This is a genomic window from Dyadobacter sp. (assembly GCF_017744695.1).
Taxonomy (GTDB): domain Bacteria; phylum Bacteroidota; class Bacteroidia; order Cytophagales; family Spirosomataceae; genus Dyadobacter.
Genome location: NZ_JAGIAS010000001.1, coordinates 1,890,455 through 1,904,557, shown reverse-complemented (window position 1 = coordinate 1,904,557; position 14,103 = coordinate 1,890,455). Strand labels below are relative to the sequence as shown.

Here is a 14,103-nt window from a genome sequence, read left to right as displayed (position 1 = left end):
ACGCGGCTTGCGCATACAGGTAGGTTCCGAAACTTCCCGACGCATGGAAGCCGTAGCCAGGGCGCGCGCCAGCGGCATACGCTCCCGGTGGGGTGTACGCTTCCATTGCACCATTGGAGTATGCGCTGTTTGCCACCCCAACGGCAAGCATAACGTAGCTCGTTGCCGCCCGAATTTTGGAGGCGGCTGTAAGGGCTCCATCGAAATCTGCGTCACTGAGAAATTTCATATCAGTTCTTTTTCACAATCACACGGTAAGCATTCAGGGCGGGAGCTTTTGCGAACGCAATAGCGCAGGTATTGACAGTCGGGCGGGTTACATCGGCGTAAACCGTTGCACCGGTTGTACCGTCAAAAAGCTCAACGCCCACATCCTTGGTGTTGAAGTTGTGGGTAATCGTATAAGCGAGCGCGGTAGCGTCGCCGACGTTCGTAGCAAACCCAGACGCCACCAACTGCGCGTCGAGAAGCGTTTTCAATTTTAGCGGGGTAACCGCTCTTGTATCGTCGGTGCCCGTGTTCGTTTCCGCCTGCGTTGCAATCTCGATCAAACCGGTGCGCGTTTCCGTTGCGGTCCGCTGGCTTAATGTCGATGGCGTAACCACTTTGTTCGCGTCCGTTCCGGTTTGAACTTCCGCGGCAGTAGCCAAAGCCACAACCCCAAGGACAGTAGCAGTTGCCTGATCGCGGTTGCTTTCTAGGAATATCCAGTCAGCGGCCACCGTAAGCGATGGATTGTCTTTGTTGGCAATCAATACGTCGCCTACGTTCATTGTAACTCCCTGTACGGTACCGGCAACAGTAACATACCAGTAGTACCCCTTGAAAGTGGTTGCACCTCCGGGGAACTGCGTGGATGTAGTTGCGTTAAATGCACCTTGCAAGCTTCCGATTGCAGATATACGGCTATCGACATACGCTTTAATCGATCCGGCCGTCGCGAGATTGGTAGACAGCGCCGATGCCATCGTATTATCGTCGATGATCGAAATCGCCGAAGCTACGCCGGAGCCAGCTGCTACACGACCGATCAAGGTCATGGTCGGAATGTCCTGAATCTTGGCAAACGTGATGTTTTTATCGGTTACCTTGATGGTGGTTACTGCATTGTCGGCGAGTTTCGCGGTAACAACGCCCAAGTCCTTCAAGCGGACGATATCGGCATTGATTTCCAGTCCTACACCATCCACGTTGACCGATAGCGTAGTAACGCCAGCAGCAACACTTTCCGCCAGACCAGCGCCGCCAACTACGTTTCCTCCGCCGAAGGGAATCCAGGTAGTATCAGTGAGCCGGTAATAGTAGTACAGGTTTGTGCCGGTGTTGTAGTAAATCTGGCCATCAACCGGCGAGCCAGGGGCAACCGCCGCAGAGTGGATAACAACCTGCAAAAGCTGGTTTTTATCCATGTCAACATTACTCAGAAATTTCATCTCCTTCTTTGGTTTTTACTTTGTGATGATGACCATGCCCGTTTCAGGCTTGGTATGAATGATTTTAAATACGTCATTGTCGATATATTGCACATCGCTGAAAGCCTTCATCCCGCCCACCAGGATGTTGGGGTCAGGCTTTTTATTCAGATTGTGGGTTACAATCCACTCCTCAGCGGGTGTATTGAACGGAAATTCCAATTGCTCGGAAGCTTCGCCCTCGCAGTCGCATGCGCAACAATCTTTAATGGGCGGCTCTACGTCCTCGATCAACTCAATGGTTGCCGAAAGGGTTGCGACCTCCACGGAGGCCAGATAGGCAATCATTGTGACTTTCCAGAATCCGAGGCCGTCCACGCCATCGAGCGGCATTTCAACATCGTCGCCAACGCGGAACACTACCCGGATCCCGTCGGCGTCAGTATCCATACCGAAGATGTAGGCCTTATCGTCGTCTGTAAGCTCCGTAACTACACTCCCAACGTTGTGATAAATAAGGTAGTCCGAGCCAAAAACCCATGCAGGTTGTTCGATGCCTCCGACTACTTTGGAAAGCTTCACCTTTACCCCGTCGAACTCCTCCCCGCCGAATCTTCGGGCGGATACCGTCCACCAGAACCCGTCAGGAGGCATAGTATATTGACGCCCGGTTTTAGGAACATTGGCATCGAGCAGCGTCATTTCGCCGCCGTTGGTGCGATCGATGGTTAGGAAACGAAGTCCTGAATAATCTTCCGGATCCAATGCAACACGAAAGCTAAAATCAGCCTGGGCGACGCCTACGATCTTTCCGTCAGCATCACGGCCGATAAACTTCGCCAGCACGCGGGATGGCGCCTGATGAATATCCCCGATTTTCAAAGATGATTTGTTGCCAAAGATAAGCGTTTTCCCTGACGTATAAGCAAACTTCTGAGGATATCCTGTAAACTGTTCCAGGTCCATTTCAGCGAACGAACCGCCGCGCAAAAACTGTAATTCCCATTCGCCTGTAACGCATTCCACGCCCGGGCCAAAACCATTGAAAACCAGCGTCCACGGCACAAGATCATACTCGGCACCTTTCAGCGGGATGTTTTCGGCAATGATCGTCGCGTTGGTCGTTCCGGGCGGGAAAGTAGCAAGCGAAAGCAGCGGCTTCGGCTCGGCATCCTTGCTCTCGATGGTGAACTTATCTGTCCGCTTAAAAACTTCTACCCCGTCTTTCAGCAGGCGTACCGGAAATGTATATACGCCAGCTTCCAATTCTGTATTTTCCTCGAACACTTCGAACCACCATGCGAGCGTAGGATTCACATCGGTAATGTGCTGCTCGCCGATAACCTCACCATCCTTTTCGATGGACAGGTAAATTTCGTCGTAGTCGATATCGTGAATCTCGGCGCGCGCGTTCACCGGCCCTGGATACACGAATGACGTCGCACCATCCGGCATGATCTCCCCGACATAATCAAAGCCCTTGACAAGGAATTTCTTCATCTTAGCCAGGTACTCCTCATCGTAAAGCGTCAGGTCAAACGGCTGAACCGTTTCGTTCTCTCCAAGGAATGCCGTTGCCTCGATCGTGTATTGCCCTACGCCGGCAGTTGTTCCGCTGGTATCAGCGAACGGCCTGTAAATGCCCTGTGTAACTGGATTGGATAGCGGGAAGTTTTTGGTAACATCCAGCTCCGTGCCAAGGTCGCCGCCGCCAGTTATTTTTATCAAAACTCGGTCGTGCAGCCCTTTAACCGTTATCGGAGTATCCCATTGCGCCAACACTTCGAATGCGCCCGGCAGGTCGCCAATTTTGGCGTCGCCTGCGGAAGTATCCATGAGCTCGCCGGTGATCTCCGTCGCCTCGATTACTTGTAAGGTGATCTCATCGGTATACGGGCGGTGCTCTGCGACGCCGTCCCAGATTTCAACCGTGATTTGGCGCTTCTCAATGATAGTCGGCTTGCCGGTGATAGAAAAGCCATCATTCACCACGCTGCGAGCCGTAACCCATTCCGGAACCGAGAAAAATCGGTACGTCAAAAACTTGTGGCCGTCGGGCATGTAATCCCGGAAATCAAAGCCGGTTGTCGTCAGCTTATCCAACACGAAGCTTAAAACCGGGAACAGCTCGAATTCCGGCGGCCAGGTCTCGACGTAATCCTCATTCTCCTCGACCAGGACCGGTACGCGGATAGGGATCGCATTTTCGGGATCCGTCGGATCGTATGCCTCAAAGTCAACGAAGAACGAGCCTGACTTTGGTGCAAGCGCGGTCGCGGTCACAACCAGGTTCTCAACATCGATCGCGGAAATCCAAGTTGGCTTTGAGACAACCTTGAAAATGAGCGTTGAAAAGTCGGTTTTATCCTCTGCGTCTAGATCCTCCTCATATTCAGTGAACGCTTCGGAAATGAAATCATGAAGATCGATAGAATCCTCGCTTTCAATGCCGGCAACATAGGTCAACGGTGTGATGCCCTCGAACAGTGCGCCGGTACGTCCGACAGCCTGTACCGCTTCAAGGATCTCTTCGCCGGTCAATGGCATATCCTCAGCGTTGAGCCTGCCCGTAGTCGTATCCTCCTTGCTCGGGTAAATCCCGTCTCCCTGATCAGGAACTGTATTCAGCTGCTTGCCTGATCCAGGGATATAAGAATTCTGTTTGAGCTCCGCGTCCGGGATCGCTTCAAAATGGGCTTCTGCCGCAACGACCCGCGCCGTGCGATTGTAGTCATTATACTTGAAACTGAGGATCCTGAAACGCCTGCCTCCCTGGTCGCCGAACGTCAATGTGTGCATGTAGGTGAGCCTCGGAGATTCGGGCATAAGCCTAATCGTTCCCTCAATCAGATCCAAAGGTTTTGTAGTCATGCACAACCGGTCTTTCATCATCGCCCGGTAGATACTCATTGACTCGTTTAGGTTACCGCGGCGCTTCCACGACTTGGTAACTTCATTCGACCCCGGCTTGGTCCATGCACCAACGTAGTATTTGGTATAGTCACCGGAAATCAAGTTGATCTTCGTAGCCTCCTCATCGGTCACGTCCCCGCGCTCCAAGGTGGTAGCGTACCTTGCTGATTCCTCGGACGGCACAAATCCTTCGAGGGCGCCGTTCAGGTTGTAAATCTTGTACCAGTCACCCGGCTTACCTTCGTCGTCCGCCATTTTATAAAAGCGCACGTAGACTTTATCAGCCGGGAATGGCTGGTCTGGTTTGGTTAAGATAACTGTATTGAGGGCTACGGTTCCGCTAAATGTGCCTTTCTTGGTATTGTTGCGAATGCTGACAACTTCGAAATTACCTCCGACCGCTTCTTGTGTCCCGCCAACATTTGGAACGCGCGCAATGATCAAATCTCCGTTCTCAACATTTACACCATTGACACCGCCAATTTTCCGATATTCCCCAGCGGGAACACCTGTTATAGCCCACGTCCAATTCGCGGCACTCGCGGCCGGGTAGTTTGGATTTCCGGATGCATTGAGTTCGCCCCTATTAATTAAACTTCCTCTGTCAACGGGCTCGACGCGAATAAGATGGAAATTGGTGTCTCCTCCCCAATTCGTCTTGTCAGCTCCTGCCATGGCCGGATTACTATTTTTATCTACCCAAAAATTAGTAATGCTGCCATCTTTATTGAGGAGCGGGATGCGAATCGATATCAGAATGTCGGACGAAAAAGCCTCTGTCTCGTAGTCGAAAGATATCGTTACGCTTCGGTCCGCTTTGGAGATTGTACCTCCTGAACTTTCAATCCATTCGGACGGCTCCACATCATACCATGCACCTTTCAGAACAGGCTTATTGAAGAGCGCCCCGACCGCTCCCGTTCCAGCAATGGCGACATTGATCGCCTGGTTTGTGAGCTTTTTGAACAGACCGACTTTCTTGCGCTTCCGGTATGGCTGCGGCGCCTTGCCGTTCACCTTCAAGATAGATTTACTATTCTCCCCTCCGAGATTATACTGTTCCCATCCCGGATTACCCTTCGGCATGTGCGAAAAGTCCCAGCCAACGAGCCCGTTCTCAGTCCAAATGATCATGTTACCGTTTTCAAAAAACGGCATCTGCGTACCAAAGTCAACCTCGGTACGATACTTGTTCTTTGCTGGCAATATCCGCACCTGTCCACCATCCTCGGTAAATGATTGCAGGCTATTGACCTCAAATGTCGGCGGCCAGGCTTTACCTGTTACATCCCCGATATCGTGGTGGTTATTGGCAAGCCCTGCGGCATTATCAACTATCCCGCGGATCACCCAGCAATTGTCTATCTGTACGATTTCTGCGTTGAAGTGATTCAGGATGTCATTTACAATCACGTCGCAGTACATCGCCTCGCCGTTGGAGTCGAAGAACCGGAAAATGCTTTGCTCGTACGAAGTCAGCCCGAGCAGGTCAGCCTCGGTGAAACTGGTTTCAACAATATGGGTAGATAGCCTCAGCGGTAGATCGCCTGCCTGTATCAAGCCCAAACATTCCTGAATGATCGTCAGGCCCGTTTTCTTGAAAACAGTGTCAGGGCTGGCATATTTTTTCCTGGAAAGGTGAGCGAGTCCACAGCTGGCAGTGAGCGACACCGGCCAGGGAGCTTTTTTGTACGGGCGTGCGGCATCCCAGGGCTCCACCCATCCGCTGAACTCAACGTTTTCAACCCACACATCAACAATCTGAACAAAATAGGTCTTTCTATTCGTAGTAAAATCTTTCAGATCATAGTGCTCGGTAAGCCATAGGCTGATACGCGCCTGTCCTGCAATAATGGGCTGCTCGGGAAAGAATGAGGTATCACTGTTGCCGAAGTTATAGTCAACAGCTCCATTTGTACAAAACCATTCCGTCGGCTCGCCGGAGAAATCATCTTTGAAAAATCTGATCTCCTTAACGGTCTGATTTATATCCCGGTAACGTGCAAAATATTTTAATCCCATTATCCGCCAAAAATTGCTGAATCTCTCACTTGAACCCTTTTCAAAACTGTGTGTAAGTCCTCTCCCCGGATGCTGTATTCTGCCACTATCTCAGAGCCGCCCACTGCCCGTGGAAGTGCGCCCTTCACGCTCTTTTTGATCGAATTGTCGAGCTTCGAATATGGGGCAATGAATTCAGGGTCATTCCATGAGTTGTTGTTATCCCCGACTATCGCCTGCATAGGCTTGAAAGCCAAACCACCGTCTTTGAATCGGGTCACCGCTTTGCCTGCATCGTTACCGATTTTGTTCTGAGTGGCCTGACCGAGCGCAACCAACCCGATACCGGCAGCGAGAGCGAGGTATGGGTTCTTGGCGAATACTTTCAGCGCAATCCCCGCGGTACCTGCTGCGATCAGGGATTTACCCATGTCTTTGAGCATGGTGGCCAGAGAGCCGATTACACGCCTGCCGAACTGCTCCACTCCGCCGGCACCTGTCATAAGATTCCCCAGGAGCTCGCCGAATGCTGCCGCCGTCTCATTTGCCGCATCTTTCAGAGTAGAAGAAAGTGCCGCGCTTAGCTGCTTCGTGCGATCGACAATTGAGTAAACCCGGTTGGCGTATTGCGTATCGCTTTCACCGGCTATCTTGGGGATTTCTTCGAAATACTTCCGGAATTCAGAGAGACTTGTTTGGGGCCCCATGAATTCCTGCATTTCGCTTGCCGCTGAATTTCGGATTGAACCTCGGAAATTCTCGTTCTCAATACTTCTGAGCGTTTGCGGCATTCTGACATCCGCAAGCCCGGAAAGCTTGGCGCTTGCGAGGTTCTTACTATCATAGGCTGATTGACCGATAATCGAGCCTGTCGTATTACTCAGGCCTAAGCGCTGAACATTCAGGTTCTTCACCACGCCGACCAGCTCTTTATACTGGTCAGTGGCATCCTTTACAGCCTTCCGCTCTTTGAGGTACTTGCTTGCCAGGTCTATTTGCCAGTTGACGTAGCCGAGCTCCGTAAGCTGCTTGTAGTATTTGCCTGCTTCTTTTGCCTCTTTCGCCGCGGACTTCACAGCGTTGGAAGCCGTTTCAAAGGCCTTGCCCTGAGAATCTATGCTTATGGTTACCTTCCGGGCCTCCTCAGCAATCTCTGCCTGACGCTTTTTGTAGTTGGCGGCAGTAGGATCGAGACTGTTGTATTCATCGCGCAGCGCTTTGAGTCGATCTTGCAAATCGTTGATCGACTGGCCGGCGGGATTTCCTTTGCCGCCCGGCGTAGCTCCGTCGGTTTTGGCCGCGCGCTCCTTCGCCTCAGCGATTGCCTGATTGTATTGCAATATTCCGTAATTCGACTTACGGACTTTTTCTTGCTGCTCAACAACCTCTCGGTCCGCCTTCGCAAACTGACCTTTGATTTTGAGCAAATCCAGCGCGGCCTTTTTATCCTCCTCGTAGGTGCCCTTACCTTGGCGCGCACGTACTTCGTCGAGCTCCTTGGAGTATTTGGCACGATCAGCGCGAAGCTGGTTAAGCTTTTTAATGTCCGCATCCAGCCCGGAACTACCAATGCTGGCCAATTCTCGGCGGTTAGCAACTGCCTTTGCATTAAGATCCGAAATCTGTTGCGCAGCATCAACGAGCTCTCCGCTAGTTGCTTTTCTTGGCAGGTATTGGCCCATACCGAGGTAATCGGTTTTCTGGCCGGACTTGATCATACCTTGCAACTCGGCAACCCGAACCTCGCCGCGCTTATTCTCTGCAAGGAGCTGTTCGCGGCGGACGGCCTGCATGGACACGAGTAGCTTTTTTTGCTCTTCGGTGTAGGCTTTTACCTTATCGGTGTTGATGCCGATAGCATTGCCGTACCTGTCCCATCCAGCAACAGCGGACGGGACTACCTCGGCGATTTGCTTGATTACATCCCGAAGCTCAGCCTGCTCCTCCTTGCCCGTGCTGTTTTTAAGCTTCTCATACTTCGCAATAAGCGGGTCGAGCTTTGTAGCAAATCCGGCAACTACTTCCTGCTGTTTATTGTACTCGGCTGTCTTACTGGTCACCAGCGGCATAATTGCAGCCAGCCCGGCCAGCGCCGAGACGGTAGCGAGCACTGCAACGACCGGCCACGAAATACCGGCAAACCCGGCGGCAGTGATTGGGAGGAATTTAATAAGCGTGCCTACCGCGCCAACCAGCAACGGAACGGCCACAGCCAGACCACCAACCAAAAGGATAGCTTTTTGAGCTTCCGGATTCAGCGAGGCAAAATTGGTTGACAAATCATCCAGGACACCGCCGAGCGTTTTGAGCACGCCGGTAACGCCGTAGGTCATATCGATCCCCTTGCCGAGCGTAGCGGAAAAGAAGGTTGCTGAATCTCCCAGCTGTTCCAGGGCCATGTTTGCGCCGCCGGACACCTTCGGCAGCTTTTCCATCCCTGAAACAAACCCTTCGATAAACTTGTCAATGCCCAGCTGATTTAGCTTCGCTGGATCTGCTGTACCAAACTGCTTTTCCAGTACCTCCATTGTCTGAGGTATCCGGTTTGCCAACTGCCGAAGGTCAACAGTGTTGATGTTCTGGGTAGCCTTGAACTGTTTGAGGTTGAAAAGCGCCGGTTCAAGATCGGCTGAATCCCCGCCCGAGGACGCGATGGCATTCGCAAACGATTTGACGGCACGCTCGGCGAGTCCTGATTCGAGTCGAACCGCACGAAGGCCGACCAAAGCCTTTGTACCGTCGAATAATCCGACGCCTGGTTCTTTTGCAATCCTGCGAACGTCTTGAAGGGTTTCGCCGTATAGGTTCAGGCCTTTCTCCATCCGTTCTAGGGTAGCGAAGTCTTTAAACGACTTTGCACCGGCAAAGATGGTGCCGGCCGACACCAATGCCATTTTTTTAGAAACGTCTTGCAGCTCGTTTCCTAAACGGGTGAGTCCGCCGCGAAACTGTCGCTGTGCGGTATCTGCTGACCGGTAAGATTGAATGAGGGTAGCGTTAACATCACCGGCAAACAATTTGAATTGCTTGCGGGCCTCCGATAATCCGGAAGCCACGCCCGATGGGTTAACGCCAACCCGTATATTGGTGCCGCCTACTACGTCGCTCATGGTATTGCATTCATTCTGGCCTCCATCTCACGTTTGTAATCAGGATCGATGGCGCGGCCGGTTTTTAGTTTGGCTAGCGCGGCTTCATGCTCTTTGTCGATTGCCAGCGGGAACCATTCACTGATTTCCACAGGATCGGCGCCAAGTGCGGCCGTAATGGTCGAATAGGTAGTATGCGCCTGGAAGCGGGCTATTTCCCACGCCCGGTCCTGCTCATACTTTAACTTTTTGTAATAGCCCTCCCTGATCAAATTGAATTCGTAGGGCGTTATGTATTTGAAATCTGAAACCGATACGCCTATTTTGGCTGCGTCTCGCCAGTAGTCTCGCCAGTCGAACTCTGTGACTGCGCTTCCGCCTGTGTCGCTTCCCTGATCTCCTGAATCGTTTGAAACAGTCGTCCAACTGCCGGCGCGAACACTCGACCGGTAAACCCCATTGCATTCATGAATGCCAAAGGAACTTTTGATAGGGTTTCAGCATCGGTGCACTCTTCGAAAATGCGGATGAACTCGGCTTCATTCTTCCACTTCCGATCTTCCGGCTCAATACCATTCTGGATAAGGAAAAGGATAATCTCGAACTCCGGCATTTCTGTTTTGGTCAAGTCGAATCCGGGATGTAGTTCCTCTATCCGCCTGCGGGATGTAATCCCAAAGCGAACTACGTATTCATGACCTCCGAGCGTTAATTTGACGCTGGTTTCTGAAAAATTATCAAGCTTACTCATTACGATTTAGTTTTAAACAAGCTCCTCGCGATTGAGGAGCTTGTCAGTTTGTTGATGAAATGAAAGATTACGGCGTGGCGGTCTGATCTGTCAGCACCGGCAGTCCATCGAAAGTGAATGCGATGGTGTAAGTTCTGGCCTCTCCGTTGCTTCCGGACGTACGGAAGGTTGCGATGAATGCCCAGAAAGTACTCACAGTGTCGTTTTCGTACTTGCCAGCCAGGCGGTATTGACGGCGTACCTGCGGAACGGCTTTAAACCACTCCTCGAATTCGCGCGCTGAAACGTTTGTTGCCGCATCTGCTGCCGCATACTCGAACACAAAACCGGTCAGCTGGGCGTCATAATCCGCCTCCTCGCCATCCGGGAACTTCCTTTTGCCGCTATCGCAATTCAGCGTGACCATGTTCACGGCGCCTCCGTAGTCCTTGGAGTTACCGCAACCCACCATCACCCAATTTGGCGCAGCCTCGGTGCCTTTGTTGACAAAGAAGTTCACTTCCTTGTTCATCACGGCGGGGTTAATCCTTTCTGCCATTTTGATTTATTTAGTTTGTTGATTTTGCAATTGCATATCCCTCGTACTCAATAATTTTCACATGAGTATCGAGGTCGTCGTCCCAGCCGTCGGCGACTTCTTCACCACTGTTGAAGGTCAGCCCGACATTGCTAACCTTGCCGGCATAATCATCCAGGACTTTCCGCATTTCCGTGATCGTATCGGAACAGTGCCAATATTCCGCGCCATGAACTCCGATTTCAACCACACCGGTTTTGATTCCCATAGGGTTATCGCAATTCATCTTTGACATACGGTTTGCGGCCACATACATAGCCGGCAGCGGCGTTCCCTCCTTGATGATATTCGGGTATATCCTCTGTCCAACGATTCCGATTACGCCCGGAATGGTCAGCAGTAGTTCGATAATTGCCTCTTCGATCATTGCTGTGATTGAGGTAAATTCTGACGAGCCCATTTCATGAACTCTAACCGGAATTCGCGTTCTACATCCACCCGTACCATCGGCATGGTTTGATCATAGGCGCGTTGTAAAAAATTATTTTTGCTCACCCTGCCCAGACTCTTTCCTGTTTTTGAAAAGCGGATCCGGGTACCGCGGGTGATGAAATTCGTTCTCCAACCGACTTTACTGGACCGCTTACTGACGCCGACCAGAATACGGCCGGATTCGTCTTTCTCAGGTGGCACTACCTTGGTGCGTAAATCGCGGCGGGTAGCTCCTCCCTGGGCGTAAGCATTGGCATTCTTTCCGGCACTACGGTGTTTCAGGGATATCCGTGTCCTGCCGCCCTTCGAAACGGGAGCATTGGCCTTTGCCGCGTTCAGCATTGGCTTCGTTGCCTTTCTCAGGATCCGGTTTGTTGTGTCAGTCGGCATGATCTTGCTGTATCTTGCCAAACCCTGATCAACTTTATTCAATCCGGAAGTGTCTGCCGTAACCTTGATCATCCTACCAGTTCGGTATTTATCTGAATCCTGTAACCCCTGCCTATCTCGGTAGCCGTTGAGACCACCTTGTAAACCTGCCCGGTAAAAAAGTCGATGATCTTCCAGTCAGTGACAATTTTGTTCTCGCCAACCAGCAGCTCACGGATAAATGGTATCTGCCAGTTTATCTGCGTTACGGACCGGGTTGCGTTATTCTTTGTCTGAGACTCATCGACAGGCCCGGGCTCTTCCCGATATGCCGGAAACATCTCGTAAACGATCGCTTCGCCAGTATTGGACTCGTTGAACCTGCCAGGCACGTTAACCGGCTTGACGAGCTTGATTCGTCGGTCAAACTGACCTACACCACGTCTTCTATCCTGCATATGGGAGTACGAAAGGGGCTAAAAGCCGGTCAACCATTGTCTTTTTCTCCCGCACATAGTCGCCCGGGGCTTCATACCACTCGGCTATCAATCCGCGGACTGCCCGAAGGAGATTCTTTTCAATCTTCCCCTCTGGATACCCAGCTTTAAATGTCACCCGAAAGAAAGTTTTTGAAGTTCGGAACGAAGCAGCCCACCGAATGCGTGACCGTAATTCACTTTCCCGGATGAGAGAGTAGTTGCTGGCCGGAATCACGGTAAATCCTGAATCTGCTTCCTCTTCAATGCTGGTAATGCTCTGGATCAGGTATTTGTCGCGGATTTCGCACGGCAAGGAATTGGTATACCACTCATAATCCGAAACGGCCAACGAAAGGTTGGTTTCAGTCTCCACATACCCGATGGCCTCATCAATCAGTTCCTGAATCTTGGCATCTTCGGCCACGTATCCCGGAATATCAAGTTTAAGCCACTGTTTCGCCTGTACAAGGGTGACGGGCGAAACAGTGTACTTTTCTTTCAATATCGGGTAGCTCCTCTGCATTATTCCTCAATCTCTTCTGCGTAGTCCATTTCGAGCAGCTTGTCAGCCACTGTTTTAGGGAGAGTCGGCGTTTCGCCTGGCTCATTCACCACCAAAGGGTGAAGTTTGACGATGCGAACTCTCTTTGTTTCAAGCTCGGCGCCCTCGACGGGTTTTCTGGTTTTTGCCATTATTTGTTATGGAAGCGGGCCCCATAAGGGCCCTGGTTGAAAACTTACTTTTGCTGATTACGGACGTACCGTCACGATATCCTTGATCCCGGCGAAAGACTTCTTGCGAGACTCGCGCTGGTTCCAGAATGCATTGACAGTTACCTCGATCTCTGCTTTTTTCTTCGCAGTGTACGGGTCAACGATGTACTCAGTACCACCCCATTGTCCAACGATCCAGTCTTTGAAGTTTCCGTAGATCAGCGCGGATAGGTTCGTCCCTGTGTTTTTCGTCAGGTTCGATGGGATCAGGTTGGAAATAACCGGCTGATAACCATTCAAGAGGTTGTCACGGGTATCCCAAACAGCTTCACCGTTCGTACCTGCGAATTTCTGCGTGGTTTTCAGGATTCCGCGGACTTTTGAGTTGGTCAGATACTTAGGCTTGCCGCGCAAGTGATTGTAGCCAGCCACCATAGTTTCCAGCTCTACGATATCCTCGTAGGTAGGCAAAGCACCGTTAGTGTCCAGTCCGAGCAGGTTGCCGTTTGCGCTGGTGATGATCAAAAGGAGCTTGATAGCTGCCTCAACGTTCATTTTTTGCGCCAATGCTTCGCCGATCTGGCTGATCACAAATTGCTCCATGTCAATACTTCCCTGGATCATGATCTGACGGGAAATAGGAATGGTCACACCACGACGCTCAGGCACCATGCCGAGTGAGCTGAACAGAATTTCAGCATCGATCATTTCTTCGATCTCGTCGAGCTCCTGAATCGCTGGCACAGTGTCCTGCACAGGAATTTTGAGGTTACCAGTCAACCCGGTCAAAAAGGTGGCGTCTACTTCTTTCAGGAAAGTATTGGCCTGCAAAACTTCCAAGACGGAGCGAACATCTTCACGAATCAGTACGCCGCCCTGGTCACCGGGATTGGTGGTCTGCCCGGTCGCAGTCTGGCCGCGCTTGGTGAAAATAGAGTCCATAACGATGAGCCCCGCTCCGTTCACCTCGATATTGTCGCGCTTGGCTGCTTCCATACCGATTGATTGGACCTCCGCTTCAACACCATCCAGTTCTCTCGCATGCAGTTTCGCGTCAAGTGCGCGAAGCAAGCTAAAACGAGCCAAATCACGTTCGTCCTGCTTCGAAACGTCGCGCTGCCCATCTTCGCCAGAACCAATAGATGCTGCACGGCCAGCCTTAAACGCCTGGATTTGCTGCGCACTCCTGATCTGTTCATCGAGCTCTTTTGCCTCATCCGATAAAGTGGAGAATCGCGTACGCTCCTCCGGCGTAAGTGCCCTGGTGTCGGACTCCTTCGCAAGGTTCTCCATTTCGGTACGCATAACAGCGCGCTCTTCTTGGAGCTCTTTAAGAGTTTTCTTATCCATTACTTTGTTTGTTGAT

13 protein-coding genes are annotated in these 14,103 nt (G+C 51.5%); all 13 read right to left on the bottom strand.

Annotated features, from left to right (window positions below; genetic code table 11):
- The coding region (locus J7619_RS07645) for a hypothetical protein (RefSeq protein WP_291196433.1) at positions 1-229 on the bottom strand (229 nt) is incomplete at its 3' end.
- A 1-nt stretch (position 230) separates the two neighbouring features.
- Positions 231-1,433: a hypothetical protein gene (locus J7619_RS07640; protein ID WP_291196430.1), complete on the bottom strand. Its 1,203-nt coding sequence runs from the start codon at positions 1,431-1,433 to the stop codon at positions 231-233.
- 15 nt (positions 1,434-1,448) lie between these two features.
- Positions 1,449-6,347, bottom strand: a complete 4,899-nt coding sequence (locus tag J7619_RS07635) for a hypothetical protein (protein WP_291196427.1) — start codon at positions 6,345-6,347, stop codon at positions 1,449-1,451.
- Positions 6,347-9,436, bottom strand: coding sequence for a tape measure protein (locus J7619_RS07630; protein WP_291196425.1), 3,090 nt, complete (start codon positions 9,434-9,436; stop codon positions 6,347-6,349). The genes J7619_RS07635 and J7619_RS07630 overlap by 1 nt, the downstream gene beginning before the upstream one ends.
- Entirely contained in the window at positions 9,433-9,687 is a 255-nt protein-coding gene (locus J7619_RS07625; protein ID WP_291196422.1) for a hypothetical protein, read from the bottom strand. The genes J7619_RS07630 and J7619_RS07625 overlap by 4 nt, the downstream gene beginning before the upstream one ends.
- Before the next feature lie 47 nt (positions 9,688-9,734).
- The gene (locus tag J7619_RS07620) at positions 9,735-10,166 is read right to left on the bottom strand and encodes a hypothetical protein (protein ID WP_291196419.1); all 432 of its coding nucleotides are present in this window, start codon (positions 10,164-10,166) and stop codon (positions 9,735-9,737) included.
- 67 nt (positions 10,167-10,233) lie between these two features.
- Positions 10,234-10,704, bottom strand: a complete 471-nt coding sequence (locus J7619_RS07615) for a hypothetical protein (protein WP_291196416.1) — start codon at positions 10,702-10,704, stop codon at positions 10,234-10,236.
- 10 nt (positions 10,705-10,714) lie between these two features.
- Positions 10,715-11,110: a hypothetical protein gene (locus tag J7619_RS07610; protein WP_291196414.1), complete on the bottom strand. Its 396-nt coding sequence runs from the start codon at positions 11,108-11,110 to the stop codon at positions 10,715-10,717.
- Positions 11,107-11,637 carry an HK97 gp10 family phage protein gene (locus tag J7619_RS07605; RefSeq protein WP_291196411.1) on the bottom strand — a complete coding sequence of 177 codons (531 nt, stop codon included), beginning with the start codon at positions 11,635-11,637 and terminating at the stop codon, positions 11,107-11,109. The genes J7619_RS07610 and J7619_RS07605 overlap by 4 nt, the downstream gene beginning before the upstream one ends.
- On the bottom strand, positions 11,634-12,002 hold the full coding sequence (locus J7619_RS07600; protein ID WP_291196408.1) for a hypothetical protein: 369 nt from the start codon (positions 12,000-12,002) through the stop codon (positions 11,634-11,636). The genes J7619_RS07605 and J7619_RS07600 overlap by 4 nt, the downstream gene beginning before the upstream one ends.
- Positions 11,992-12,546 (bottom strand): hypothetical protein, encoded by a 555-nt coding sequence (locus J7619_RS07595; protein WP_291196405.1) that lies wholly within the window; start codon positions 12,544-12,546, stop codon positions 11,992-11,994. The genes J7619_RS07600 and J7619_RS07595 overlap by 11 nt, the downstream gene beginning before the upstream one ends.
- Positions 12,546-12,716 carry a hypothetical protein gene (locus J7619_RS07590; protein WP_291196402.1) on the bottom strand — a complete coding sequence of 57 codons (171 nt, stop codon included), beginning with the start codon at positions 12,714-12,716 and terminating at the stop codon, positions 12,546-12,548. Before J7619_RS07590 ends, J7619_RS07595 begins: the two co-directional genes overlap by 1 nt.
- A 57-nt stretch (positions 12,717-12,773) precedes the next feature.
- Positions 12,774-14,087 (bottom strand): phage major capsid protein, encoded by a 1,314-nt coding sequence (locus tag J7619_RS07585; protein WP_291196399.1) that lies wholly within the window; start codon positions 14,085-14,087, stop codon positions 12,774-12,776.
- Positions 14,088-14,103 lie beyond the last annotated feature (16 nt).

Bases quoted from the DNA above. Each gene is read 5' to 3' on its own strand.
- J7619_RS07640 (WP_291196430.1), bottom strand. From the start codon at position 1,433: ATGAAATTTCTGAGTAATGTTGACATGGATAAAAACCAGCTTTTGCAG.
- J7619_RS07635 (WP_291196427.1), bottom strand. From the start codon at position 6,347: ATGGGATTAAAATATTTTGCACGTTACCGGGATATAAATCAGACCGTT.
- J7619_RS07630 (WP_291196425.1), bottom strand. From the start codon at position 9,436: ATGAGCGACGTAGTAGGCGGCACCAATATACGGGTTGGCGTTAACCCA.
- J7619_RS07620 (WP_291196419.1), bottom strand. From the start codon at position 10,166: ATGAGTAAGCTTGATAATTTTTCAGAAACCAGCGTCAAATTAACGCTC.
- J7619_RS07615 (WP_291196416.1), bottom strand. From the start codon at position 10,704: ATGGCAGAAAGGATTAACCCCGCCGTGATGAACAAGGAAGTGAACTTC.
- J7619_RS07610 (WP_291196414.1), bottom strand. From the start codon at position 11,110: ATGATCGAAGAGGCAATTATCGAACTACTGCTGACCATTCCGGGCGTA.
- J7619_RS07605 (WP_291196411.1), bottom strand. From the start codon at position 11,637: ATGATCAAGGTTACGGCAGACACTTCCGGATTGAATAAAGTTGATCAG.
- J7619_RS07600 (WP_291196408.1), bottom strand. From the start codon at position 12,002: ATGCAGGATAGAAGACGTGGTGTAGGTCAGTTTGACCGACGAATCAAG.
- J7619_RS07595 (WP_291196405.1), bottom strand. From the start codon at position 12,546: ATGCAGAGGAGCTACCCGATATTGAAAGAAAAGTACACTGTTTCGCCC.
- J7619_RS07590 (WP_291196402.1), bottom strand. From the start codon at position 12,716: ATGGCAAAAACCAGAAAACCCGTCGAGGGCGCCGAGCTTGAAACAAAG.
- J7619_RS07585 (WP_291196399.1), bottom strand. From the start codon at position 14,087: ATGGATAAGAAAACTCTTAAAGAGCTCCAAGAAGAGCGCGCTGTTATG.